This window comes from Actinomadura parmotrematis (assembly GCF_019458805.1).
Lineage (GTDB): Bacteria > Actinomycetota > Actinomycetes > Streptosporangiales > Streptosporangiaceae > Spirillospora > Spirillospora parmotrematis.
In genome coordinates, this window is sequence record NZ_JAIBOA010000002.1 from 412,251 (window position 1) to 435,299 (window position 23,049).

Below are 23,049 nucleotides of genomic sequence, written 5' to 3' on the forward strand. Positions count from 1 at the left end.
GTCACCTCGCCTGGATCGCGCTGATGAGCCAGCGGCCGTCGCGGCGCACGGCCGTGACGGCGAGCTGCGCGGCGGCCGTCGTGGGCCGCCCCCTGCCGCGCGCGGACGTCTGGTCGAGGAAGACCAGCAGCCGCGCGGTGCCCCCCGCCAGGGAGATCACGCCGGTGCGGACGACCCGCGTGGTCAGCGTGACGCGCTGCGCGGGCGCCTGCGCGGCGACCGTCGCGTACAGCCGCCCGTACTGGGCGGCGGCCGCGCCGGTCAGCACCTCGGACGCGGCCCGCCGGGTCTCGGCGACGGTGGCCGGGGTGTAGGAGAGGACGCGGCCGAGGGCGGTCCCGACGTCCCCGGCGACCTCGGCCGTCGCCGGGCCGTCCAGCACCGCCCGGTTCGGCGGGGCGGGCGGGGCGCCGTCGGGCGCGGCGGCGCGGAGGACGGCGCCGGTGCACGCGAGCAGCAGCGCGAGGGCGGCGGGCAGCAGCCCGCGGGCGCGCCGCCGGGGCGGCCGGGGGCGGGCGGGTGCGGCGGTCCGCGCGGTGAGGGTCATGCGCGGCCTCCGGACGGGACGAGGGTGAGCGACGACAGCCGCCAGCCGGCGGGGGTGCGGGCGAGGCCCGCCTCGTAGCGCTTGCGTTGCAGGGCGGTGCCGCCCTTGGCGGTGGTCAGCGTGATCTGCACCGACGCGATGATGCGGGCGCCTCCGGTCGCGGAGTCCAGGTCGGTGACGGCGGCGGCGAGGACGGTCGCGGCGGCGGTCGCCCTGGACGCGCGCAGCTTCTTGCGGCTGGCCGGCAGGTCGGCGCGGAGCCGGTCGTGGAGCTGCCCGGTGGAGGCGTTCAGCCAGGCTTGCAGGCCGCCCTCGACGTTGCGCGCGTCCATGCTGTTCAGCGTCGCGACCTCCTGCGTGCCGGTGCGCAGCACCAGGTCCCGTTCGCGGCCCCGGGCGCCGTCGTCGGCGCCGGCGCGGCCGCCGGACACGAACGGCCAGGCCGCCCAGGCGAGGAAGGCGGCCGCGAGCAGGACGGCGCCCCAGGCAGCGAGCCGCCTCATCGGCCCGCGCCCGTCAGCCCGAGCAGGTCGGCGGCGGCGGGCGGCAGGCCGGGCAGGCCGAGCGCGCCCGGCAGGGCGCCCGCGCCGGTCGCCGCGACCGATCCGGGCTTGGCGGGCGCGGGCAGCGGCCCGCCCTTCGGGGCGTTGGCGGCGCCGCGCACGTTGACGCCGCTGGACGCGGGGGCGGTGCAGCGCGCTGCGGTGTTGAACGGCGCCCCGGCGCTGGTGTCGGTGCCGTTGCGGTAGGGCGTGCCTCCGTAGCCGGACACGCAGGGCGGCGGGTCGAAGAACGTGGTGACCATGCCGAACTGGAGCCGCCCGTCCTTGACCATCGACGTGGCGGCCGAGACCGCCGCGGGCACGTTGGCGAGCAGCTCCTCCAAGGCGCGCGAGCGGGTCGCGAACACGTCCGACACGCTCGTCAAGTTGGCCAGCAGGACGCTGAAATCGGGGTCGAGGTCGCGCAGCAGCCCGGCGACCTCGGCGGACGCGCCCGGCCCGGCGGCGATGACGCGCCGCAGGTCGCCGTCGGAGGCGCGGAGCTGCGCGGCGAGCAGCCGGGCGTTCCGGCCGAACGACGCGAGCGCGGCGGCCTCGTCGTTCTGGGTGCGCAGGACGGCGCCGCCGTCGTGGATGAGCGTCGTCGTCGGGACGATGTGCCGGTCGGCGGTCGCGGTGAACGCGCGGCCGCTGTCCAGGAGCGCCTGGAGGTTCGGTCCCTGGCCCGCGAACGCGGTGCCGAACTCGTCGACGACCGTGCGGAGCGCGTCCAGCGGCACCGACGCGGCGAGGGCGTCCACGCTGGTCAGCAGGTCGGTGACGGGGGCGGGGGTGCTGGTCGCGGCGCGCGGGATGGTGGCGCCCGCCGCCAGGTAGGGGCCGCCGCCCCGGGCCGGCCGCAGGTCGAGGTACTGCTCGCCGACGGCGGAGCGGTTCGCGACGACGGCCCGCGTCCCGGCCGGGATGCGCGGCGCGCCGTCGTCGATGTGCAGCTCGGCGACGACGCCGTCGCCGGTGAGCCGGACCGGCCCGACGCGGCCGACGGACGTGCCGAGGTAGGTGACGTCGGCGTTGGTGGTGAGGCCGCCGGTCTGCGCCAGGTCCACCTTGACGGTGTAGTAGCCGCTCATCCCGACGAGCCGCCCGAGGTCGGCGTAGTGCAGGCCGACGAAGGCGACGGCGAGGGACCCGGCGACCGCGAACGCGATCACCTTGAGCCGGGTGGCGAGCGTGATCATGAGCGGCTCCCGGTGGCGGGCGGCAGCGGCAGCGGCGGGGCCGCCGCGTCGGCCCCGGCGGCGCCGCCGTCCGCGAGGTCCTTGCCGGGCCAGGTGGACGGCTGCTCCAGCGGCGGCACGATCTCGGTGCCGGGCACGGCGGCGGTGCGCAGGTAGGCGTTCAGGTAGTCGCCCTTGATCGCGGGCAGGACGGCGTCGGTGAAGGGGAAGGTGAGCAGCACCTGGAGCGCGTTCGGCAGGTCGTGGCCGGCGTCGGCGAGGCGCCGCAGCGTCGGCGCGAGGGCGCGCAGGTCGGCGACGAGGTCGTCGCGGGTGGCGTTGACCGTCCGCACGGCGGTGTCCGACAGCGCGTCCAGCGACGCCAGCATCCGCACGAGCTGCCCGCGCTGCCGCTCCAGCACCTTCAGGCCGGGCCCGAGGTCGTCCAGCACCTTGCCGATCTGGTCGCGGCGGTCGTTCATGGTCGCCGACAGGCGGGCGAGGCCGTCGAGGGCGCCGGTGATGCCGTCCCGGTTGTCGTTCAGGCTGGTGGTGAGGTCGCGGACGCGTTCCAGCAGCGACCGGATCTGCGGCTCGTTGCCGTGCAGGGCCCGGTTCAGCTCGGTGGTGATGGTGCGGAGCTGGGCGATGCCGCCGCCGTTCAGCAGCATCGACAGGGCGCCGAGCACCTCCTCCACCTCGGGGTTGCGGTTGGTGCGGGCGAGCGGGATCGTCGCGCCCGCCAGCGTCCCGGACGCGCCGCGCGACGGCGGCGTCAGCGCGATGTACTTCTCCCCCAGCAGGCTGGACTGGCGGAGCTGGGCGTAGGCGTTGGCGGGCAGCCGCACCTTGGCGTTGACGAGCATGGTGACCTCGGCCGTCCAGCCGCCGGCGGGGAGCGCCACCTTCGTGACGCGGCCGACCGCGACGTCGTTGACCTTCACGGCGGACTGCGGCACGAGGTTCAGCACGTTGGCGAACTGCGCCCGCACCGTGTACGGGTGGTCGCCGACGTCGGCGCCGCCGGGCAACGGGAGGTCCTGCACGCCGAGGCCGCAGGAGGACAGCGGCAGGACGGCGGCGAGGGCGAGCACCGCCGCGGCGCGCGCCCGCCTCACCGGCCCGCTCCGGACGCGAGCGGCAGCATCTCGTCGAGGTTGCCGCGGCCCATCAGCGTCCGCGTCGCCGGGTCGTAGGCGTTCAGCAGGTTGTCGACGTTGAGCGGCTGCACGTCCAGGGCCTCGGCGAGCGAGGCGCGCTGCGCCACGAGCGTGCGGGTGATCCCGGCGAGCTTGGTGACGTTCGTTTTCAGCGCCGCCCGGTTGTCGTGCACGAACCGCTGGACGCGGCCGAGCGCGTCGGCGAGGGCGCGCAGGGCGCCGGCGAGGTTCTCGCGGTCGGCGGCGAGGAAGCCGGTAACGCCGGCGAGCTGCTGTTCGGCCTGGCGGACGCGCCCGTCGTTGGCGCGCAGCATGGTGGTGAACCTCTGCAGGTTGTCGATGGTGGCGAACAGGTCCTTCTGCGACCCGGTCAGCGTCCGCGCCGCCTTCCCGAGGCCGTCGACGGTGGTGCGGAGCGCGAGGCCGTTGCCGTCGAGGTTCTTCGCGCCGGTGCCGAGGGCGCCCGACAGCGCGCCGTCCTTGTCCAGCCCGTTCGGGCCGAGGTCGTTCGCGAGCTTGGTGAGGCTCGCGTAGACCTTGTCCAGCTCCATCGGGGTCGCGGTCCGCTCGACGGGGATGCTCGCGCCGTCCGCCATCGTCGCCCCGCCGGTGTAGGCGGGGGTGAGCTGGACGTACCGGTCGGCGACCAGGCTCGGCGCGACGGCGACGGCGCGCGCCCCCGCCGGGACGTCCACGCCGTGGTCGACGGTGAGGCGGACGCGGACGCGGGTGCCCTCGGCGCGCACGGCGTCGACCGTCCCGACGCGGACGCCGAGGATCCGCACGTCCGACCCCGCGTACACGCCGATGCCCTCGGCGAAGTAGACGGTGATGCCGGTGCCCGGCGGCGGCCGGAACACGATCAGCGCGGCGGCGGCGAGGAGCAGGACGAGCCCGAGCGCGAGGGCGCCGACCCCGGCCCGCAGCTTGGTGATCATCATTTGGCGCCCCTCTTGGTCGGCGTGCAGCCCTGCGCGGGCGGGGCGCCGGGCGCCCGGTACTCCTTCGGCACGAGGCCGCAGAGGTAGCCGTCCATCCAGCGTCCGTTGCCCATGGCGTTGCCGAGCAGGCGGGTGTAGGGGCCGGCGAGGCGGAGCGCCCGGTCGAGGTTCTGCTGGTTGCGGGCGAGCAGGTCGCTCACCCGCCCGAGGGCGGCGAGGGTCGGCCGCAGCCGCGCCTCGTTGTCGTCGATGATCCCGGTGAGCTGCCGGGCGAGGTCCTGGGCGCCGGCGAGCAGGCCGTGCACGGCGTCGCGGCGGCGCTGGATCTCGGCGAGGAGGGTGTTGCCGTCGCGCAGCAGCGCCTCGAAGGAGGCGTTCTGCCCGGCGACGGTGCCGCTCACCTCGCGGCTGCCCGCGAGGAGCCGGGCGAGCCGGGCGTCCCGCGAGGAGATCGTCTTGGACAGCGCGGACATGCCGGTGAGGGCCTGCCGGACGCTCGGCGGCGTCCCGGCGAAGGCGGTGGACAGCGCCCGCAGGCTGCCCGCGAGCCGGGCCGAGTCGACCTGCCCGACGGTCCCGGCGAGGTCCTCGAACGCGCGGGTGACGTCGTAGGGCGAGGTGGTGCGGGTGATCGGGATGGTGCGATCGGGGTCCTGAGCGCGGGCGCCGAGGGGGTCGACGGCCAGGTACTTGTCGCCGAGCAGCGTCTTGATCGCGATGGCGGCGGTGCTGGCGTCGCCGATCCAGGCGTGCTTCACCCGGAACCCGATGCGCACCCTGCCGCGGGCCAGCGCCACGCTGGTGATCTTGCCGACCTTGACGCCCGCGACGCGCACCTCGTTGCCGGTGCGCATCCCGGCGGCCTCGGCGAACTCGGCGGTGTAGTCGGTGCCGCCGCCGATCACCGGCAGGTCGCCGGCGCGCAGCGCGAGCAGCGCGACGAGGACCATCGCGGCGAGGCCGACCAGGGCGACGGCGATGGGGTTGCGGTCGCGGACCGGCTTCAGCCGGGGCCGCCGCTTCGGCGCGCTCACCGCCCGCACCGCGGCGAGGTGTTCGGGACGCCGGTCGGCGCGGGGTGCTGCTCGCCCGGGACCTGCTGGTACGTCGCGCCGGTCACGGCGGCCTCGCACAGGTAGAAGTTCATCCAGGACCCGTAGGAGCCGAGCCGCCCGATCGCGGCCATCTTCACCGGCAGGGTCTTCAGGAAGCGGTCCACGACCGGCTCGTCCCGGTCGAGGCTCGCCGACAGCCGGCCGAGCTCGACGACGTCGTCCTTCAGCGGGGCGCGCCCGTCGCGGAGGAGCGCGGCGGTGCTGGCGGTGAGGCCGTCCAGGGCGCTGATCGCCTCGCCGATCGGGCGGCGGTCGGCGGCGAGCCCGGACACGAGCGCGCGGAGCGTCGTGATGAGGCCGGTGAGCTGCGCGCCGTGGGCGTTGACGGTGTCGAGGACGCCGGTCAGGTTGGTGACGACCTGCCCGATGACCGCGTCCTTGCCGGCGATGGCGGAGGTGAGGGTGCCGATGGAGGCGAGCAGGTCCTCGACGGTGCCGCCCTCGCCCTGGAGCACCTGCACGATCGACCCGGCGAGCTGGTTGACGTCCTTCGGCGACAGCGCCGCGAACAGCGGCTGGAAGCCGTTGAACAGGCGGGTGAGGTCGAGCGCGGGCGTCGTCCGCTCGACCGGGATGGTCGCGCCGGGCGCGAGCGCGCCGGTGCCGCCGGTGCCGCGCGCCAGCTCGACGTAGCGCTGCCCGACGAGGTTCAGGTACTTGATCGTCGCGGTCGCCGACGCCGGGACGGTCCGGTCCCGGTCCACCGAGAACCGCACTCGGGCGATCCGCCGGTCCACCACGTCGATGCCCTCGACCCGGCCGACCTGCACGCCCGCGATGCGGACGCCGTCGCCGGCGCGGAGGCCGGAGGCGTCGGTGAAGCGGGCCCGGTAGGAGCGGCTCGGGCCGCCGCCGGTCTGCGCGATGCTCGCCGCGAGGACGGTCGTGGCGAGCACCGTCACGACGATGAACGCGAGCGACTTGGCGATCGGCCCGGCCAGGCTGCGGTCGCTCATCCGATCTTCACCTCCGTGCCGCGGTAGAGGGGGCCGAGCAGCACGCTCGACCAGTCCGGCAGCGCCTCGGGGGCCTCCCCGAGGCGCGCCGCGATCAGCTCGTTGACCAGGCGGTTCTCCTGCGGGGAGTTGGCGACGCCGAGCCCGGCCCGCGACGCGGCGGGCTGCGCGGTGCCGTAGGCGACCGGGTAGCAGTGCGGGCCGCCGCGCGCGTTGTAGACGGGCCTGTCCTTGCCGGGCCGGTAGGCGCCCTTGGATTTCAGGGTGCGCACGTCCACGTGCAGGCCCGGGTTCGCGGTGCCCTTGCCGAGGACGCGGTCCATGAGGGGGACGAAGTCGGCGAGCATCGCCAGCGTGCAGGGCAGCTCGGGCGAGTACCTCGCGAGGATCTCCAGGCTCGCGCGGCTCTGCGCCGACACGCGGATGAGGTTGGCGGAGTTCTCCCGGACGAAGGTGGTGAGGTCGTCGGAGACGTCCGTCACCGAGGCGTAGAGGGCGGCGAGGTTGGCGCGCTGCGCCGCGATGGTGTTGCTGGTGTAGGTCGCGTCGTTCAGCGCTTGCAGGATGTCGGGGACGGCCTCGCTGTAGTGCGCGCTGACCTCCGCGAGGTCGCGGATGCCCTGGTTCAGCGCGGGCAGGTTCGGGTTGAGCTTCCGCAGGTAGGCGTCCAACTCGACGAGGGTCCGCCCGAGCTCGGTGCCGCGCCCGTCGAGGGCCTGCGACACGGCGGTGAGCGTCGCCGACAGCTCGGCGGGCCGGACGGCGGTCAGCAGCGGCATGAGGTCGTCGAGGACGCGCTGCACCTCGATGGCGTTCGCCGACCGGTCCTGGCTGATGGTGCCGTGCGCGGCGAGCCGCGCCGTGCTCGGCCGCGCCGGCGGGACGAGCGCGACGTAGCGCTGACCGAACAGCGTCGTCGGCAGCATCCGCGCGGTGACGTTGGCGGGCAGCAGCCGCATCTTGTCGGGCTGGATCGCCAGGCGCAGCGTCGCGCCGCCGCCGTCGGAGCCGATCGAGCGGACCTCGCCGATGACGACGCCGCGCAGCTTCACGTCGGCGTGCGGGTGCATCTCGCTGCCGGCGCTCGCGGTCCGCAGCGTCACCCACGCGACGTCGGTGAACTTCTTGTCGTAGATCGCCACCGCCAGCCACGCCAGCAGCGCGGGCACGAGCAGGAACGCCACGCCCGCCAGCCGCCGCACGGCGACGCCGGTGCGGTCCCTGCGCTGCCTCCTCCGCTCGGTCATCCCGCCACCTTCACCGTCGTCGTGGTGCCCCAGATCGCGAGGCTGAGGAAGAAGTCGGTGACGCTGATGAGGACGATGGAGGTGCGGACCGCGCGGCCGACGGCCCTGCCCACCCCGGCGGGGCCGCCGGCCGCGCGGTAGCCGTAGTAGCAGTGCGACAGGATCACCATGACGCTGAAGACCAGGACCTTCAGGAACGACAGCACCACGTCGGCGGGCGACAGGAACAGCCCGAAGTAGTGGTCGTAGGTGCCCTGCGACTGCCCGTTGACGACCACCGTCACCTCGCGGGAGGCGACGTAGGAGCACATGAGCCCGATCGCGTAGAGCGGGACGATCGCGACGGCGCCCGCGATGATGCGGGTGGTGACGAGGTAGGGCAGGCTCGGGATGCCCATGACCTCCAGGGCGTCCACCTCGTCGCTGATGCGCATCGCGCCGAGCTGCGCGGTGAACCCGGCGCCGACGGTCGCCGACAGGGCGAGGCCGGAGACGAGCGGCGCGATCTCGCGGGTGTTGAAGTAGGCCGAGGCGAACCCGGTGAACGCGGCGGTGCCGATCTGCTGGAGCGCCGAGTACCCCTGCAACCCGACGATCATGCCGGTGGCCAGGGTCAGCGCGATCATCACGCCGATGGAGCCGCCGACGACGCCGAGCCCGCCGCTGCCGAACGACACCTCGGCGAGCAGCCGCTGGATCTCCCGCAGGTAGCGGCGGAGCGCGCGGGGCGTCCAGAGCAGCGCCCGGGTGTAGAAGAGGAGCTGGTCGCCGGGCTCGTCCAGGCGGGCGAGCAGCCGGGACGGGCGGAGGCCGCCGTACGGCGCCACGTCCTCACCCGCCCTTCGGGGGGACGACCTGCAGGTAGATGCCGGTGATCACCATGTTGGCGAGGAACAGCAGCAGGAAGGTGATGACGACGGCCTGGTTGACGACGTCGCCGACGCCCTTCGGGCCGCCGCGCGGGTTCAGCCCCCGGTGGGCGGCGACGACCCCGGCGATGAACCCGAACAGGATCGCCTTGAACTCGCTGATGTACAGGTCGGGGAGCTGCGCGAGGGCCGAGAAGCTCGCCAGGTAGGCGCCGGGCGTGCCGCCCTGCATCAGCACGTTGAAGGCGTAGCCGCCGGCGACGCCGACGACCGAGACCAGGCCGTTCAGCAGCGCCGAGACGAGGACGCAGGCCAGGACCCGCGGCACGACGAGCCGCTGGACGGGCGAGACGCCGAGCACCTCCATCGCGTCGAGCTCCTCGCGGATGGTGCGCGAGCCGATGTCGGCGCAGATCGCCGACCCCGCCACCCCCGAGATCAGCAGCGCGACGATCATCGGGCTGGCCTGCTGGATGACGGCGAGGACGCTCGCGCCGCCGGTGAAGGACTGCGCGCCGAGCTGCTGGGTGAGCGACCCGACCTGGAGCGAGATGACCGCGCCGAACGGGATCGACACGAACGCGGTCGGCAGGATCGTCACGCCGGCGATGAACCAGAACTGGGTGACGAACTCGCGGAACTGGAAGGGGCGGCGCCACACCATGCCGAGCACCGTGGCGCCGAGCGCGAACAGCCGCCCGGTCTGGCGCAGCGCGCCGGCGCCGGGGAACGCCGCCTGCTGCGCGGTCATGTCGCGGTGCCCGTCATGTGCTCTCCTCGGTCGTGTCCGCGGGTACGCTACCGACCCCGATAATCACCGGGAAAGGAGTACCGGCGATTATTGGCACCGCGTGACAAAAGGCCGCCCGGAAGCGTTTTCCACGGGCACGAAAAGAGCAGGGGACGGCATAACGCGCCGCTCCCTGCTCTTTGCGGTGAATGGTGTCAGCGGACGGGCTTCGGGACGGGGCAGTGCGCCACTCCGGGCAGGCAGAGCGGCCCTTGGACCATCTTGAGGTAGTTGCCGGGGCCGGAGACGGCGCCGGTGAGCAGCGGGTCGAGGTCCTCGCCGGCGCCGCAGCCGGTGAACGGCGGGATCGTGTAGACGCCGCGCAGGATGCCGCCCTTCTGCACGTTGACGTACTCGGCCGGGCCGCCGCCGGTCAGCGTGAGGACGGCGGGCCGGACGCTGCGGCACGACCTCCCGAGGTCCAGCGGGGCGCCGTTCACCGTCGCGCCGGTGACGCGCACCGTCATCTCGACGGTCGCCTTCAGCCGGAACGGGTTGCCGGGGTAGGTGGTGAGCAGGCCGGGCTTCTCCTGGACCATCTGCATGCGGGCGCGGACCGGCATGAACCCGAACTGCAGCATGATCGCCTCGGACTCCAGGGGCCGCGCGAACATCACGTCGGCGGTGATGCCGTTCTTGACGTACAGGCCCATGTTCGCGGGCACCGGGTCCTCAGCCGGGTCGTTCAGCGCGACGGCCGCGCCCGCCTTCTTGACGTTGGTGTAGCCGGTCAGGAACAGGCAGCCCTTGGTGGCGGGCTTGGCGTCCGGCCGGTCGGGGATGTTCCCGCAGCCGGGCGGCGGGGCGTCGGTCGCGGTGGTGCGGACGGTCGTCTCCGGGCTCGCGTCGGACACGTTGCCAGCGGCGTCGCGCGCCTTGACGGTGAAGGCGTAGGCGGTGTCGGGGGTCAGGCCGGTCACCGTGGCCTTCGGCGCCGTGACGGTGGCGGTCTTGGCGTCCCCGGCGTAGACGTCGTAGGCGGTGACGCCGGTGTCGTCAGCGGACGCCTGCCAGGCCAGCGCGATGCTGGTCTTGGTGATGCCGCCCGCGACGGCCTTCGGCGCGCCGGGGATCGTCGGCGGGAGCGTGTCGGGCTGGTCGGCGGCGATGACGGCGAACTCCGCGATCGTCGCCGGGTCGGGCGGGGTGCAGGTCAGCGTGCCGAGCTTCGCGTTCTCGGCGTTCCCGAAGGCCAGCTCCAGGTTGCCGGCGGTGACGGCGCCGGCACCCGTCGCGGGGAACGCCAGGCCGCTCGCGGTCCCGGTCCCGGCGAGGGCGAGCGAGCCGCTCTTGATCGGCGTCGCGGCGAAGGCGACCGGGATCGCGCCGCTCTTCTCCCCCGACGCCGCGGTCGCCGTCCCGGTGCCGGAGATCGTCGTGGCGCCCGCGTCGAGCAGGGATTGGACGGCGTTCGCGTTCAGCGGGGCGGTCACGTCGAGGCCGATCGGGACGGTCACGCCGGTGCGGACCGAGGGCGGCACGACGGCGGAGAACCGCACCGCCATCGGCTCCGGCTCGCCGCCGAGCGAGGACGCGCAGGTGTAGTCGAGGCTCGTCTCCACCGGCGCGGCGGACGCGCGGCCCGCGCCGGCCAGGCCGGACGCGGCGACGGCGGCCGCGGCGAGGACCGCCGCCGCCCGTACGGTCGTACCGGGCTTCACATGCCACCTCCGGGTCAGGGGTACCGGCCGCGGCAGCGTACAGAGCCGCCCGAATGGCCGACAACCTTTTCCCCGGCGCCCGCGAATACCTGTTACCGGGCGCTAATTCCGGTGCCGGGAATGCTCATTCCGCGCCTTGTCATCTTGTGCGCAGGGAAACGGAAAGCGCGCGCTTCCCGCCAATGTTCCGTCGGCCTCCTTGCCGCCGCCCGGCGGGCGTGTTCCCCTCGGACCTCGCACGTACCGGAAACACGGGTCGGAGAAGCGACGGACCTGAGGAGGAGCGCGGTGGCACGCCGTTCGATCATCACGGGGCTCGGGCTCGCCGCGGTCCTCGCCGCGGGCGGCGCGGCGCCGGCGGCCCTCGCCGACCCGCCGCCCGCCGACGGCACGGCGACGCCGGAACCCACCCCGACCCCGACGCCCACCCCCACGCCGACCCCCGAGCCGACGCCGGCCCCCACGCCGAAGCCGACCCCGAAGCCGACGGCGCCCGCGCCGTCCCCGCACCTGTCGCTCGGCATCCGGCTGTCGGCGGGCGCCGCCGCGCCCGGCGGGCGGCTGACGGCGACCGTCACCGTCCGCTCGTCCGGCGCCACCGCGCACGGCGCCCGCCTGGACCTGTCGGCCGCGGGCCTCGGGGTCAGTCCCGGCTCGCGCGCGCTCGGCGCGGTGGGCGGCTCCGGCGACACGGTGACCGCGACCGTCACCGTCCCGAGGGGCGCCGCGGCCGGGTCGGTCGCGCTCGTCGCCCGCGCGTCGGCGGCCCGGGCGGACGCCGCCACGGCGTCGGTGCCCGTCACGATCGTCGTCCCGGCGCCGGGGGGCTCCGCCGGGACGACCCCGCTCTCACCCGGCCCGCCCCCGGCCGGCACGGTGCCGGCCGCCGTCCCGGCGGTCGCGCCGTCCGCCCCGCAGGTCGCCCTGCCGCCGGTGGCGCCGCCGCAGGTCGCGGGCGGCCCGGCCGCGCCGGCGCTCAGCCCGGTCGCGCTCCGCGCCGCCACCGAGGACCACCGGGACCTCGCCTCGCTCCAGGCGGGCTGGCTCGCCGCGCTGTTCACCGGCCAGGCGCTCCTGTTCGCCCGGGTCCGGCTCGCCCGCCGCCGCAGGGCGCGCGCCGAGCCGTGAGGACGCGCCCCGGGCCGGCACCGCGCCGCGGGCCCGGGGCGCACCTCACTCCCCGGTGGCGGTGAGGACGTCGCGGAACCGGTCCACCAGCGGGTTCGCCTCGCCCGCCCGCCACACCAGGTGCAGGGTCGTGGAGGTGTCCGCCAGCGGGCGGTGGCGCACGCCGACGCGGCGCAGCACCTTGTGCGAGTCGGCCATGACGGCGGCGCCGAACCCGGCGGCGACGAGCGCGAGGACGGTCTGCACGCTGTGCCCGCTCGCGCCGATCCGCGGCACCACCCCGGCCCGCGCGCAGAGCGCCATGATCTCGTCGTAGGAGTGCGGGGAGGCGTCCCGCGGCCAGACGACGAGCGGGATCCGCCCGAGGATGTCCAGCGGCGCGGGCCCGGCGGGGTGCGCGAGCGGGTGCGCGGCGGGCAGGAACAGGCTGAGCGGCTCGCGCCACCAGGCGCGGACGGCGAGCCGGGCGTCGCGGGCGGGCAGCCGCTGCACGGCGACGTCGAAGCGGCCGTCCAGCACCCCGTCCGACATCTCCGCGTCGCTGAAGCTCTCCTCCAGGCGCAGCTCGACGCGCGGCAGCTCGCGGCGGAGCCGGCCGAGCGCGGCGCCGAGCGGCCCGTTGATGCCGGACCCGGCGAACGTCACGGTGAGGCGGCCCGCGCGTCCCTCGGCAGCCAGCCGGACGTCGTCCATCGCCGCGCGCGCTTCGGCGAGCACCGCGCGGCCCCGCTCGACGAGCACCTTCCCGGCGGGCGTCGGTGCGAGGCCGCGCGGGCCGCGCTCGAACAGCTCGGTGCCGAGGGTGCGTTCCAGGTCGCGGAGCTGGCGGCTCAGCGTCGGCTGCGTCAGGTTCAGGCGGCGGGCCGCCGCGCTGACGCCGCCCTCCTCGGCGATCGCCACCACGTAGCCGAGCAGCCGCAGATCCACGCCATACCCCCTAGGCATCGCAAGTATAGATATCGATGCCTGGAAGGCGTCCAGGAGGCCGGGCCGCGCGACGATCGGTGCACCGAACAGGGAGGAAGCACCATGAACCGCGAAGAGCGCTACACCACCGGCCTGAAGGTCCTGTCCGAGGTCGACGGGGAGGCGGGGCAGCGCGTCGTCGACTCGCTCGCCGACGTCTCGCCCGAGCTCGGCCACCAGGTCGTCGCCTGGGCGTTCGGCGACATGTACGCGCGGCCCGAGCTGCCGCCGCGCGACCGCCAGCTCGTCACCCTCGGCGTGCTGGCCGCGCTCGGCGGCTGCGAGATCGAGCTCGACGTGCACGTCAACGCCGCGCTGAACGTCGGGCTCACCGCGACCGAGGTCGCCGAGGCGCTGCTGCACACCGCCGTCTACGCCGGCGTGCCGCGCTCCATCAACGCCACGCTCGTGGCGAAGAAGGTGTTCGCCGAGCGCGGGCTGCCGCCGGTGAACAACCTGGGCTGAGCGCCGGCGTCAAGGGCGGGCGTCAGTCGCCGTTGGAGTCGTCGGGGACGGTCGGGGCGGGCAGCTTGAGGTAGGTGGCGGTCTTCAAGCGCCCCTTCGCCGCCCCGAACACCTTGCCGAAGTTGGCGGCGTAGGCGTTGAACGTCGCGGTGTCGCGGAGCGTCAGCATGGCCTCGTCGTTGTGGCGGAGCGCGGCGTTGGTGTAGCTGTGACTCCCCGTCATCACCACCTTGGCGCGCTTGCCGAAGTACCAGCCGTCGATGAGCAGGTACTTGGAGTGCGCCGGGTGGGCCTGCCCGGCGGTGAAGTAGCGCGTCTCCGGCGCCGCGTTGAGGACGCCCGGCGTGGACAGCGTCTTCAGGGTGCTCGTGCCGAAGCTGCCGCTGACGATCTGGACGCGGCAGCCGGTGCGGGCGAGCCACCACAGCTTCTGCGCGACGGCGTCGCGGGTGAACTCGCCGCTGGACAGTCGGATGCGGGTGCCGCCGAGGCAGACGACGCCGTCCAGGGCGCTGACGATCGGGTCGCCGGTCGCCTTGGGGAAGAACGTCACGCTGCGCGAGCCGGACGCGCGGACCCGGTAGTAGTTCCCGTTCGCCCTGCGCTTCGACAGGTCGTAGAAGTAGCCGCGGTAAGCCTTGTAGAGCGTCGCGTCGGTCAGCGTGTAGGCGTTGTTCCAGCTGGTGTACATGCCGCCGGTCGCGTTGCCGGACGTCTGCACGACGACGTTCCGCGTCCCGTAGGTCGTGGAGAAGGCGTAGAACTTGTTGTGGTTCTTGCCCCAGACGCCCTTGGCGGCGGGCGCGATGCAGCCGCGGCCGGTCGGGCACGTCACGATCCACGACGCCTTCGCGGTGCTCGTCCCGAGGTGCTCGCGCAGGTAGGACTGCACCTTGGGGGCGCGCTTCACCGAGTCGCTGTCCACCACGACCCGCACGTGCACGCCGCGCTTCGCGGCGGCGGCGAGCGCCTTCGCCATGCCGGAGGTGGTGAGCCGGAACATCGCGACGTCGATCTCGGCGCCCTTCGGCGTGTGCGCGATGAGCCGCTTGAGGTAGAGGTCGATGCTGCCCTGCTGCGCCGTCGAGCCGGCCGGCAGGTTGAAGCGCGGCCCCTGCGGCACCGCCGGCGCCGCCTTCCGCACGACCACCCCCTGCGGTTCGGCCGCGGCCGGAACGGCTCCCGCCGCCACCGCGACCAGGCCACCGGTCAAGGCGAACATCGGTCGGCGCACAGATCACTCCCGGGGTGTCGAGGACCGGTCGCTTCCCGACCCTTCCCCTCCGGACCCGCCCGCGAGTAGTCCAACCCCGAAAAGCCGGAAGCCGGGATTTATCACTCATCCCACAAGTCCCGGACGGATCTGGCGAACCGGTAAGTGTGATCTGACCGCTCTGCTACGTTCGTCCCGCCGCCGAGCGAGGAGTGGTCCGATGCACCGAGTCGCCGTCACCGGCGTCGGGGTCAAGAGCCCCGCCGGAACCACCGCCGACGCGGCGCACGCGCGCCTCCTGTCGGGGCGCAGCACCGCCCGGCACCTGCCGCAGCTCGTCGGCGCCGGGCTGAAGGTGACGTTCGGCTGCCCGGTCGACTTCGACCCCGACGCCTACTTCCCCCGGCACCGGCAGCGCCACCTCGACCGGCCCACCCAGCTGGCCTGCGCGGCCGCCGACGACGCCGTCGCCGACGCCGGCCTGCCGCACGGCGCCGAGCGGACCGGCGTCTACGTCGGCACCGGCGGCGGGCACACCGCGCTCAGCGCCGCGATGGGCGCGCTGCCGCTGCCGAAGGTGCCGGTCGCGACCGTCCCGATGACGATGCCGAACGCGACCGCCGCCCGCATCTCCATCCGGCACGGCCTGCGCGGCCCCGCCCTCACCTTCGCGACGGCCTGCGCGAGCGGCGCCGTCGCGATCGGCGAGGCGATGATGGCGATCCGGTACGGCCGCATCGACCGGGCCGTCGCGGGCGCCTTCGACTCGATGCTCACCCCGTTCGCGGTCACCGCGTTCAGCAGCATCGGCGCGCTGTCGCGGCGCGGCGAGGCGCCCGAGCTCGCGAGCCGCCCCTTCGACGACGACCGCGACGGGTTCGTCCTCGGCGAGGCCGCCGCGTTCCTGGTGCTGGAGCGGCTGGACGACGCGCGGGCGCGCGGCGCCGCGATCTACGGCGAGGTCGCCGGGTACGCGACCGCCGCCGACGCCGGGCACATCGTCAAGCCGCTGGAGGACGGCGCGGTCGCCGCCGCCACCATGCGCGCCGCGCTCGACGACGCGGGCCTGCGGCCCGAGGCGATCGGGCACGTCAACGCGCACGCCACCGCCACGCAGTTCAACGACCGCGCCGAGGCGCTCGCGCTCGCCCGCTGCTTCCCCGGCGGCACCCCGCCGGTCACCGCGAACAAGGGCGTGACCGGGCACCTGCTCGGCGCGGGCGGCGCCGTCGAAGCCGTCATGGCGCTCCGCTGCGCGGCCGAGGGCCTCGTCCCGCCGACCGCGAACCACACCGCCGGCAACCCGGAGATCGACGTCGTGCACGGCGCGCCGCGCCGCATCGACCGGGCGCCGGTGCTGTCGAACTCCTTCGGGTTCGGCGGCCACAACGCCGGCCTGGTCCTCGACCCGCTCTGACCCCCGGTCAGGGCTTGCGCGCGACGCCCGCCCAGAGCGGCACCTCGGCGGGCTCGTCGTCGCGGCCGTCCGGGCGCCAGGCGGGCGGCGACACGACGCCCGGCTCCAGCAGCTCCAGGCCGTCGAAGACGCGGGCCACCTCGTCGCGTCCGCGCGGACGGGCGGGCTGCGCGGCGTTCTCGTTCCACATCTCGAACGCCGTCTTCACCTTGGGGCCGCCGAGCTCGTCGGTGGCGTGGGTGAGGGCCAGGTAGCTGCCGGGCGGGAAGCCCTCCAGCAGCCGCCGCACGATCGCGACGGCCTCGTCCAGCTCGGGGACGAAGTGCAGCAGGCTCATCAGGGTGACGGCCACCGGCCGGTCCGGGTCGAGGCCCGCGCCCGCCAGGACGCGGTCCGGTTCGCGCAGGTCGGCGTCCAGGTAGCTGCACGACCCCTCGGGCGAGGAGTCCAGCAGCGCCCGCGCGTGCGCGAGCACGACCGGGTCGTTGTCGACGTACACGACGCGGCTCGCGGGCTCGGCCGCCTGCGCGACCTGGTGGGTGTTGGGCGAGGTCGGCAGCCCGGACCCGATGTCGAGGTACTGGCGGACGCCCTGGCCCGCGAGGAACGACACGGCCCGCCGCATGAACGTCCGGTCGGCCCGGACCATCGCCACCACGTGCGGGAACGTCCCGGCGATCTGGTCGCCGAGGGCGCGGTCCACCTCGTAGTTGTTCTTGCCGCCGAGCCAGTGGTCCCAGACCCGGGCCGAATGGGGGCGGCTGACGTCGATCCGGTCCGAGTCGGTGGTCATGCCGGGAAGCGTAGGTCACCGATCACCACCGAGTCGATCATTTCCGTACATTCTCTCCGTCCAGGACGGCGCGGGCGGCGTTGCGGCCGGGGATGCCGCTGACGCCGCCGCCGCGCCGGGCGCCCGCGCCGCAGAGCAGCAGCCGCGGGTGGGCGGTCTCGACGCCCCAGCGGCCCGCCTCTCCCTCCTCCTCGGCGAACGGCCACGCCAGGTCGCGGTGGAAGATGTGGCCGCCCGGCAGGCCGGTCTCGCGCTCCAGGTCGACGGGGGTCTTCGCCTCGACGCAGGGCGCGCCGCCGGGGGCGCGCAGCAGGCAGTCCGCGATCGGCTCGGCGAGGACGGCGTCCAGGGACGCGAGGGTGGCGCGCAGCGCGGCGTCCCGCGCGCCGTCGGGGTCGGCGCGGAACAGCCGCGCGGGCATGTGCAGGCCGAACAGGGTAAGGGTGTGCGCGCCCGCCGCCCGCAGGTCCGGGCCGAGGATCGACGGGTCGGTCAGCGAGTGGCAGTACACCTCGGCGGGCGGCAGGTCCGGGATGCGCCCGGCGGACGCCCGCGCGTGGGCGGCGGCGAGGTTCGCGCGGCCCTCGTTGATGTGGAAGGTGCCGCCGAACGCCTCCGCCGGCCGCACGCCGGGGTCCCTCAGCCGGGGCAGCCGCGCCAGCACCATGTTGACCTTGAGCTGGGCGCCCTCGGGCTCCTCGGGCTCGTCCCCGGTGAGCCGGGCGAGGGCGGCGGGCGGCAGGTTCGCCAGGATCCACCGGGCGGACACGGTGTGCTCGGCGCCCGCCGCGTCGCGGAACGTCACCTCTCCCCCGCGCGCGCCCGCCGGGACGATGCCGGTGACCTCCGTGCCGGTGCGCAGGTCGGCGCCCGCCGCGCGCGCCGCGTCCGCGAGGGCGGCGGTGACCGCGCCCATGCCGCCGACCGGCACGTCCCAGTCGCCGGTCCCGTTCCCGATCACGTGGTAGAGCAGGCACCGGTTGGCGAGCAGCCCGGGGTCGTCGACGTCGGCGAAGGTGCCGATCAGCGCGTCGGTGAGGACGACGCCGCGGACGGTGTCGTCGGCGAACCGCTCGTCCACGACCTCGCCGATCGGCCGCTCGAACAGGTCGCGCCACGCCTCCGGCTCCAGCCGCCGCCGGAACTCCGCGCGGTCCAGGAGCGGTTCGAGCAGGGTCGGCGCGACGGCGCGCGCGACGCCCGCGGTCAGCGCGGCGAAGTCGCGCCAGGCGTCGAAGTCGCGGCCCGGGAAGGTCGCGCGGGTGCGCGCCTCGTCGCCGCCGTCCACCAGCAGGCCCCGGTCGCCGACGGGCGTGTAGGACGCGAACCGCCGCTTGCGCAGCTCGACGCGGAGCCCGAGCTCGCGCACGATCCGCGCCGGCAGCAGGCTCACGAGGTAGGAGTAGCGGGACAGCCGCGCGTCCACGCCGTCGAAGGCCCGCGCCGAGACGGCGAGGCCGCCGAGGCGGCCGAGCCGTTCCAGCAGCAGCACCCGGCGCCCCGCGCGCGCCAGGTAGGCGGCGGCGACGAGCCCGTTGTGCCCGCCGCCCACGATCACCACGTCGTCCATGCCCTCCAGCAGAGCAAGCCGGCGGCGGCGCGATCAAGGGGCGGCCGGCTCGACCGAACGATCCGTGCGGGATTTCCCGGCTTTCCGTGCACACCGCCCTCCCCGCTGCCCGAAAGGTCCATGATGTCTAGATCATTTCGGGCGGGGAGCGACATCACGATGACCGAGCACGGGGGCCCGCTGGGGAGCCGGTACCTGCTGACCGAGCGGATCGGGCGGGGCGGCATGGGCGTCGTCTGGCGCGCCCTGGACCGCGAGACCGGCGCCGAGCGCGCCGTGAAGGTGCTGCGGGCCGAGCTCGCCGAGGACCCCGACGCGCTCACCCGCTTCGTCCGGGAGCGGACGGCGCTGCTGCGCGTCCGCCACCCCGGCGTCGTCGCCGTCCACGACCTGGTGGTGGACGGCGGCCGGCTCGCGCTCGTCATGGACCTGGTCGTGGGCGAGGACCTCGGCGCGTACCGGGCCCGCCGGGGCGGCCGGCTGCCGCCGCCCGAGGCGGCCTGGCTCGCCGCGCAGGTCGCCGAGGCGCTCGTCGCGGTGCACGCGACGGGCCTGGTGCACCGCGACCTGAAGCCCGCCAACGTGCTGCTCGACCACGGGCGCGGCGGCGAGGCGCCGGTGCGGCTCGCCGACTTCGGCGTCGCGCACATCGCGTCGGGCCCCGAGCTCACCGCGTCCGGGCAGCTCGTCGGCACCCCGACCTACATGGCGCCCGAGGTGCTGCGCGGGCAGGCCCTCAGCCCGGCCGCCGACGTCTACGCGGCGGGCGTCACCCTGTACGAGCTGCTCGCGGGCCGCGCGCCCTTCCGGGGCGCGGACCTGGCGGCGGTCCTGCGCGGGCACCTGGACGACCCGCTCCCGCCGGTGCCCGGCCTGCCCGCCGAGCTCTGGACGCTGCTGGAGCAGAGCCTCACCAAGGAGCCCGCCGCCCGCATCGGCGCCCACGCCCTCGGGCAGGGCCTGTCGGCGTTCGCGCGCGCCCACCGCGCCGTCCCGTTCGCCCTCGCGCCGCTGCCGGAGCGGCCCGCGCCGCCGCCCGCGCCGTCCTGGACGCCCGTCCCGGCCGGCGGCACCGTCCCGGGCACGGCCACCCACCCGCAGGCGCCCCCGATGCCCCCGGCCCCCGCGCGGAGGCGGCGCGGCGGCCTGCTGCTCGGCGCCGGCGCCGCGCTCACCGCGGTGGCGCTCGCCGCCGGCGTCACCCTGGCCCTCGCCTCCGGCGGCGACGGCTCCGGCAGCGGCGACGGCGACCGCACGCCCGTCGCCAACGAGCGGCGGGCGGCCCTCGGCCAGGGCGGCGGCAAGGGCGGCGGCAAGGGCGGCGCGTCGGGCTCGCCCGCGCGCGCCGGGCGGACGCCGGGGGCCTCCCCCTCCGGCACGCCCTCCGGCTCTCCCGGCGGTGCACGGTCGAAGAAGCCGTCGGCGTCCGCCAAGCCGTCCCGGCCCGCCGCCGCCAGGACGCCCAAGGACACCGGCTGGCTCTGCGGGCCGCGCACCAGCGCCGACGCGCGCGGCCACTACACGACCGCCTGCATCCGCACCGACGGCGAGCGCGTCTACCTGAAGGCGACGCTCGACCCCGTCGCGTCGAGGAACGACGCCAAGCTCATCGCGAGCAACCACATGCAGATCGTGCTGGTGCTGAAGACCGCCGACACCCAGTCCAGCGTCCAGTACTTCACCTCGCCGGCCTGCACGTCGCTGGTGTGCTCGTTCAGCGCCTCGACCGTGCCCGCCCGCCACGCCTACCGGACCCTGTCGAAGATCTACTACCAGAACGTCTTCCAGGGCACCGGGCAGGAGAGCCCGGCCGTCACGTTCTAGAGGGCGATCCACTCGGTGGCGGTGGTGACCTCGTCCAGGACGTCCGGAAGCGGGTCGACGCCGATGCCGGGACCGGCCGGGACGTCCAGGTGGCCGTCGTCCAGGACGAACGGCTCGGTGATGTCGGTGGCGAAGTAGCGGCGCGACGCCGAGGTGTCGCCCGGCAGGGTGAAGCCGGGCAGCGCGGCGAGCGCCAGGTTCGCGGCGCGCCCGATGCCGGTCTCCAGCATCCCGCCGCACCACACCGGCACGCCGTGCGCGCGGCAGAGGTCGTGGATGCGGCGCGCCTCCAGGTAGCCGCCGACGCGGGCGGGCTTGACGTTGACGACCGAGCAGGCGCCGAGCTCGATCGCGGCGGCGGCGCCCGCCGCCGACTCGATCGACTCGTCCAGGCAGATCGGCGTCCGCAGCATCCGCGCGAGGCGGGCGTGCTGGACGAGGTCGTCGTTGGCGAGCGGCTGCTCGATCAGCAGCAGGTCGAAGTCGTCGAGTTTGGCGAGCTGCCGGGCGTCCACGAGGGTGTAGGCGGCGTTGGCGTCCACCTGGAGCAGGACGTCGTCGCCGAACCGCTCGCGGACGGCGCGGACCGGCGCCACGTCCCAGCCCGGCTCGATCTTCAGCTTGATCCGGACGTAGCCCTCGGCCAGGTACCCGGCGACGGCGTCCAGCAGCGCGGGCACCGAGTCCATGATCCCGACCGAGACGCCGCACGGGACGCGGTCGCGGTCCGCGCCGAGGAACCGGGCGAGCGGCTCGCCGCGCGCGCGCAGCTCGGCGTCCAGGACGGCGGTCTCCAGCACCGCCTTCGCCATGTGGTGGCCGGTGAACGGCGCGAGCGCCCGCCCGACCGCGTACGCGTCCACGTCCTCCGGCAGCGCGGGGATGAGGAAGCGGCGCAGCACGTCGGCGACGCCGTCGGTGTATTCGGCGTTGTAGCGCGGCTCGTCCATCGACGCGCACTCGGCCCAGCCCTCGGCGTCCGGCGTCACCACGCGGAGCAGCAGCACGTCGCGCGCGGTCTCGACGGCGAAGGACGTGCGGAACGGCGCCACCAGCGGCATCGCGATCCGGCGCAGCTCGATCCCGGTGATCCTCATGCTCGGCTCCGTTCGACGACGTAGGCGGACCGGTCGTGGAACCCGGCGACGCGGGCGCCCTCGGCGAGCAGCCCGCCGAGCACCTCGCGCAGCGCGAGCCGCCAGGCGCGGGCGGCGCCGGGGTCGGTGCGGCGCAGCCCCTCGATGTCGGCGGGGAGCTGGACGAGGACGGTCGCCGCGTCGCGCGGGCCGGCCGCGGGGCGGCCGTCGCGGTCGGCGAGGGCGAGCGGCGCGTCCGGCGGGACGGCGGGCGGCGCGGCGGGTTCGGCGATCGGCCAGGCGGCGAGGACCCGGTCGGACTCGTCGCCACCGTTGATCGCGTCCGCCATCGGGCCGTAGAAGGACGGCAGGTACTCCTCGACGCGGGCGCCGAGCTTGGCCAGGTTGAAGTGGGCGTTCCGGCGGACCAGCGGGTCGAACGTCCAGGTGATGCGGCGCAGGCCGCGGGCGAGCGCCCAGTCCCGCTGGTGCTCCTTCAGCGCGAGCCCGACGCCGCGCCCGGCGGCGGCGCCGGTGACGTGCGAGTGCAGGGCGGCGCCGGCGGGCGCGGCGAGGAACGCCACCGAGACGCCGACCATCCGGCCGTCCCGGTAGGCGCCCGCCACGTAGTTCCCGGTGTGGGCGAGGGCGAGCATCATCTCGACCGACACCGGCGCGTGCGCGTCCGGCGCGCCCCAGATGTCGGCGATGAGCCGGTAGGCGGCCTCGTACTCCCCCAGCGCGCGCAGCTCGCGGATCTCCACGTCCTCCACGCTCGCAGGATATGCACCCCGCCCACCGGCCCTGAGCAGCGGGTTCAGATGATCGTCGTGCCGCCGTCCACCACGATGGTCTGGCCGACGACGTAGCCGCCGGCGTCCGAGGCGAGCCAGACGAGCGTCGCGGCGAGCTCCTCGGCGTCGCCGAAGCGCCGCAGCACCGAGGCGTCGGCGATCCGCTCGCGGTGCTCGGGGGCGTAGGCGTCGGTCATCTCGGTGGCGAAGTACCCGGGCGCGATCGCGTTCACCCGGATGCCCTTGCGGGCGCCCCACTGGGCGGCGAGATCGCGGGTGAGGCCGAGCATGCCCGCCTTGCTGGCGCTGTAGGCGGCCTGCGGCAGGCCGCCGGTGATCAGGCCGAGGACGCTCGCCACGTTGACGATGCTGCTGCCCGGCTGCATGACGCGCCCGGCGGCCTGCGCCATCCAGTACGCCCCGTTCAGGTTCAGCTCGATCACCGACCGGAACTGCTCGGGCGTCTCGCGCGACGCCGGCACCGCCGTCCCGACGCCCGCGTTGTTGACCAGCACGTCGACCCGCCCGAACTCCGCCACCGCCGCGTCGATCACGGCGGCGCACCGCTCCGGGTCGGACACGTCGGCCGGGACGGCGAGGGCGCGGCGGCCCGCCGCCTCCACCTTCGCGGCGGTCTCCTTCAGGCGCTCGGCGCGGCGGGCGGCGAGGACGACGTCGGCGCCCGCCTCGGCGAGCGCGACCGCGAAGGCGACGCCGAGCCCGGACGAGGCGCCGGTGACGACGGCGACGCGGCCGTCCAGGCGGAAGCGGTCGAGGATCGGCATGGGGGCTCCTTC

General features: G+C 75.2%; 22 protein-coding genes. 4 read left to right on the top strand and 18 right to left on the bottom strand.

Annotated elements, in window-relative coordinates; genetic code table 11:
• Window position 1: 1 nt before the first annotated feature.
• The 11 genes from K1Y72_RS04710 to K1Y72_RS36990 all read right to left on the bottom strand — a co-directional run bounded on the left by K1Y72_RS04710 (window position 2) and on the right by K1Y72_RS36990 (window position 11,006).
• The gene (locus K1Y72_RS04710) at window positions 2-547 is read right to left on the bottom strand and encodes a hypothetical protein (RefSeq protein ID WP_258571882.1); all 546 of its coding nucleotides are present in this window, start codon (window positions 545-547) and stop codon (window positions 2-4) included.
• Window positions 544-1,050 carry a hypothetical protein gene (locus K1Y72_RS04715; RefSeq protein ID WP_258571883.1) on the bottom strand — a complete coding sequence of 169 codons (507 nt, stop codon included), beginning with the start codon at window positions 1,048-1,050 and terminating at the stop codon, window positions 544-546. Before K1Y72_RS04715 ends, K1Y72_RS04710 begins: the two co-directional genes overlap by 4 nt.
• Window positions 1,047-2,288: an MCE family protein gene (locus K1Y72_RS04720; RefSeq protein WP_220163519.1), complete on the bottom strand. Its 1,242-nt coding sequence runs from the start codon at window positions 2,286-2,288 to the stop codon at window positions 1,047-1,049. Before K1Y72_RS04720 ends, K1Y72_RS04715 begins: the two co-directional genes overlap by 4 nt.
• Window positions 2,285-3,385, bottom strand: a complete 1,101-nt coding sequence (locus K1Y72_RS04725) for an MCE family protein (RefSeq protein ID WP_308286901.1) — start codon at window positions 3,383-3,385, stop codon at window positions 2,285-2,287. Before K1Y72_RS04725 ends, K1Y72_RS04720 begins: the two co-directional genes overlap by 4 nt.
• Entirely contained in the window at window positions 3,382-4,368 is a 987-nt protein-coding gene (locus K1Y72_RS04730) for an MCE family protein (protein ID WP_258571884.1), read from the bottom strand. Before K1Y72_RS04730 ends, K1Y72_RS04725 begins: the two co-directional genes overlap by 4 nt.
• Window positions 4,365-5,402 (bottom strand): MCE family protein, encoded by a 1,038-nt coding sequence (locus K1Y72_RS04735; RefSeq protein ID WP_308286902.1) that lies wholly within the window; start codon window positions 5,400-5,402, stop codon window positions 4,365-4,367. The genes K1Y72_RS04730 and K1Y72_RS04735 overlap by 4 nt, the downstream gene beginning before the upstream one ends.
• Entirely contained in the window at window positions 5,399-6,439 is a 1,041-nt protein-coding gene (locus K1Y72_RS04740) for an MCE family protein (RefSeq protein ID WP_220163520.1), read from the bottom strand. The genes K1Y72_RS04735 and K1Y72_RS04740 overlap by 4 nt, the downstream gene beginning before the upstream one ends.
• Window positions 6,436-7,686 (bottom strand): MCE family protein, encoded by a 1,251-nt coding sequence (locus K1Y72_RS04745; RefSeq protein WP_220163521.1) that lies wholly within the window; start codon window positions 7,684-7,686, stop codon window positions 6,436-6,438. Before K1Y72_RS04745 ends, K1Y72_RS04740 begins: the two co-directional genes overlap by 4 nt.
• Complete coding sequence (locus K1Y72_RS04750; protein WP_308286903.1) at window positions 7,683-8,513, bottom strand: MlaE family ABC transporter permease; 831 nt, start codon at window positions 8,511-8,513, stop codon at window positions 7,683-7,685. Before K1Y72_RS04750 ends, K1Y72_RS04745 begins: the two co-directional genes overlap by 4 nt.
• Window positions 8,514-8,517: 4 nt before the next feature.
• Window positions 8,518-9,306 carry an MlaE family ABC transporter permease gene (locus K1Y72_RS04755; RefSeq protein ID WP_220163522.1) on the bottom strand — a complete coding sequence of 263 codons (789 nt, stop codon included), beginning with the start codon at window positions 9,304-9,306 and terminating at the stop codon, window positions 8,518-8,520.
• A 194-nt stretch (window positions 9,307-9,500) separates the two neighbouring features.
• Window positions 9,501-11,006 carry a fibronectin type III domain-containing protein gene (locus tag K1Y72_RS36990; protein ID WP_220163523.1) on the bottom strand — a complete coding sequence of 502 codons (1,506 nt, stop codon included), beginning with the start codon at window positions 11,004-11,006 and terminating at the stop codon, window positions 9,501-9,503.
• A gap of 288 nt (window positions 11,007-11,294) precedes the next feature.
• On the opposite strand from K1Y72_RS36990, the gene K1Y72_RS04765 reads away from it, so the two are divergent.
• Window positions 11,295-12,134, top strand: coding sequence for a hypothetical protein (locus K1Y72_RS04765; protein WP_220163524.1), 840 nt, complete (start codon window positions 11,295-11,297; stop codon window positions 12,132-12,134).
• A 45-nt stretch (window positions 12,135-12,179) separates the two neighbouring features.
• Here K1Y72_RS04765 and K1Y72_RS04770 read toward each other — a convergent pair whose 3' ends face one another.
• On the bottom strand, window positions 12,180-13,061 hold the full coding sequence (locus K1Y72_RS04770) for a LysR family transcriptional regulator (RefSeq protein WP_220163526.1): 882 nt from the start codon (window positions 13,059-13,061) through the stop codon (window positions 12,180-12,182).
• A gap of 102 nt (window positions 13,062-13,163) precedes the next feature.
• Here K1Y72_RS04770 and K1Y72_RS04775 point away from each other — a divergent pair, with 102 nt between their 5' ends.
• Window positions 13,164-13,565 carry a carboxymuconolactone decarboxylase family protein gene (locus tag K1Y72_RS04775; protein WP_220163528.1) on the top strand — a complete coding sequence of 134 codons (402 nt, stop codon included), beginning with the start codon at window positions 13,164-13,166 and terminating at the stop codon, window positions 13,563-13,565.
• A gap of 22 nt (window positions 13,566-13,587) precedes the next feature.
• Here K1Y72_RS04775 and K1Y72_RS04780 read toward each other — a convergent pair whose 3' ends face one another.
• On the bottom strand, window positions 13,588-14,778 hold the full coding sequence (locus K1Y72_RS04780; protein ID WP_220163529.1) for a phospholipase D-like domain-containing protein: 1,191 nt from the start codon (window positions 14,776-14,778) through the stop codon (window positions 13,588-13,590).
• A gap of 220 nt (window positions 14,779-14,998) precedes the next feature.
• On the opposite strand from K1Y72_RS04780, the gene K1Y72_RS04785 reads away from it, so the two are divergent.
• Window positions 14,999-16,195, top strand: a complete 1,197-nt coding sequence (locus K1Y72_RS04785; RefSeq protein ID WP_220163530.1) for a beta-ketoacyl-[acyl-carrier-protein] synthase family protein — start codon at window positions 14,999-15,001, stop codon at window positions 16,193-16,195.
• A gap of 7 nt (window positions 16,196-16,202) precedes the next feature.
• Here K1Y72_RS04785 and K1Y72_RS04790 read toward each other — a convergent pair whose 3' ends face one another.
• Complete coding sequence (locus tag K1Y72_RS04790; RefSeq protein ID WP_220163531.1) at window positions 16,203-16,988, bottom strand: SAM-dependent methyltransferase; 786 nt, start codon at window positions 16,986-16,988, stop codon at window positions 16,203-16,205.
• A gap of 37 nt (window positions 16,989-17,025) precedes the next feature.
• Window positions 17,026-18,558 (bottom strand): phytoene desaturase family protein, encoded by a 1,533-nt coding sequence (locus tag K1Y72_RS04795; protein ID WP_220163532.1) that lies wholly within the window; start codon window positions 18,556-18,558, stop codon window positions 17,026-17,028.
• Between the two features lie 159 nt (window positions 18,559-18,717).
• Here K1Y72_RS04795 and K1Y72_RS04800 point away from each other — a divergent pair, with 159 nt between their 5' ends.
• A complete protein-coding gene (locus K1Y72_RS04800; protein ID WP_220163533.1) occupies window positions 18,718-20,382 on the top strand; it encodes a serine/threonine-protein kinase in 1,665 nt (554 codons plus the stop codon).
• On the opposite strand, the gene menC is transcribed toward K1Y72_RS04800, so the two are convergent.
• From menC to K1Y72_RS04815, 3 genes are read right to left on the bottom strand one after another with little or no spacing between them, the layout of a single operon-like run.
• A complete protein-coding gene (gene menC, locus K1Y72_RS04805) occupies window positions 20,379-21,479 on the bottom strand; it encodes an o-succinylbenzoate synthase (protein WP_220163534.1) in 1,101 nt (366 codons plus the stop codon). The two genes, K1Y72_RS04800 and menC, sit on opposite strands and share 4 nt — an antisense overlap.
• A complete protein-coding gene (locus K1Y72_RS04810; RefSeq protein ID WP_220163536.1) occupies window positions 21,476-22,231 on the bottom strand; it encodes a GNAT family N-acetyltransferase in 756 nt (251 codons plus the stop codon). Before K1Y72_RS04810 ends, menC begins: the two co-directional genes overlap by 4 nt.
• Before the next feature lie 44 nt (window positions 22,232-22,275).
• A complete protein-coding gene (locus tag K1Y72_RS04815; protein ID WP_258571885.1) occupies window positions 22,276-23,037 on the bottom strand; it encodes an SDR family NAD(P)-dependent oxidoreductase in 762 nt (253 codons plus the stop codon).
• Window positions 23,038-23,049: the final 12 nt, after the last annotated feature.

Excerpts from the sequence above, each read along its gene's own strand:
- K1Y72_RS04710 (WP_258571882.1), bottom strand. The coding sequence starts at position 547 with ATGACCCTCACCGCGCGGACCGCCGCACCCGCCCGCCCCCGGCCGCCC.
- K1Y72_RS04715 (WP_258571883.1), bottom strand. The coding sequence starts at position 1,050 with ATGAGGCGGCTCGCTGCCTGGGGCGCCGTCCTGCTCGCGGCCGCCTTC.
- K1Y72_RS04720 (WP_220163519.1), bottom strand. The coding sequence starts at position 2,288 with ATGATCACGCTCGCCACCCGGCTCAAGGTGATCGCGTTCGCGGTCGCC.
- K1Y72_RS04730 (WP_258571884.1), bottom strand. The coding sequence starts at position 4,368 with ATGATGATCACCAAGCTGCGGGCCGGGGTCGGCGCCCTCGCGCTCGGG.
- K1Y72_RS04740 (WP_220163520.1), bottom strand. The coding sequence starts at position 6,439 with ATGAGCGACCGCAGCCTGGCCGGGCCGATCGCCAAGTCGCTCGCGTTC.
- K1Y72_RS04745 (WP_220163521.1), bottom strand. The coding sequence starts at position 7,686 with ATGACCGAGCGGAGGAGGCAGCGCAGGGACCGCACCGGCGTCGCCGTG.
- K1Y72_RS04755 (WP_220163522.1), bottom strand. The coding sequence starts at position 9,306 with ATGACCGCGCAGCAGGCGGCGTTCCCCGGCGCCGGCGCGCTGCGCCAG.
- K1Y72_RS04775 (WP_220163528.1), top strand. The coding sequence starts at position 13,164 with ATGAACCGCGAAGAGCGCTACACCACCGGCCTGAAGGTCCTGTCCGAG.
- K1Y72_RS04785 (WP_220163530.1), top strand. The coding sequence starts at position 14,999 with ATGCACCGAGTCGCCGTCACCGGCGTCGGGGTCAAGAGCCCCGCCGGA.
- K1Y72_RS04790 (WP_220163531.1), bottom strand. The coding sequence starts at position 16,988 with ATGACCACCGACTCGGACCGGATCGACGTCAGCCGCCCCCATTCGGCC.
- K1Y72_RS04795 (WP_220163532.1), bottom strand. The coding sequence starts at position 18,558 with ATGGACGACGTGGTGATCGTGGGCGGCGGGCACAACGGGCTCGTCGCC.
- K1Y72_RS04800 (WP_220163533.1), top strand. The coding sequence starts at position 18,718 with ATGACCGAGCACGGGGGCCCGCTGGGGAGCCGGTACCTGCTGACCGAG.
- menC (WP_220163534.1), bottom strand. The coding sequence starts at position 21,479 with ATGAGGATCACCGGGATCGAGCTGCGCCGGATCGCGATGCCGCTGGTG.
- K1Y72_RS04815 (WP_258571885.1), bottom strand. The coding sequence starts at position 23,037 with ATGCCGATCCTCGACCGCTTCCGCCTGGACGGCCGCGTCGCCGTCGTC.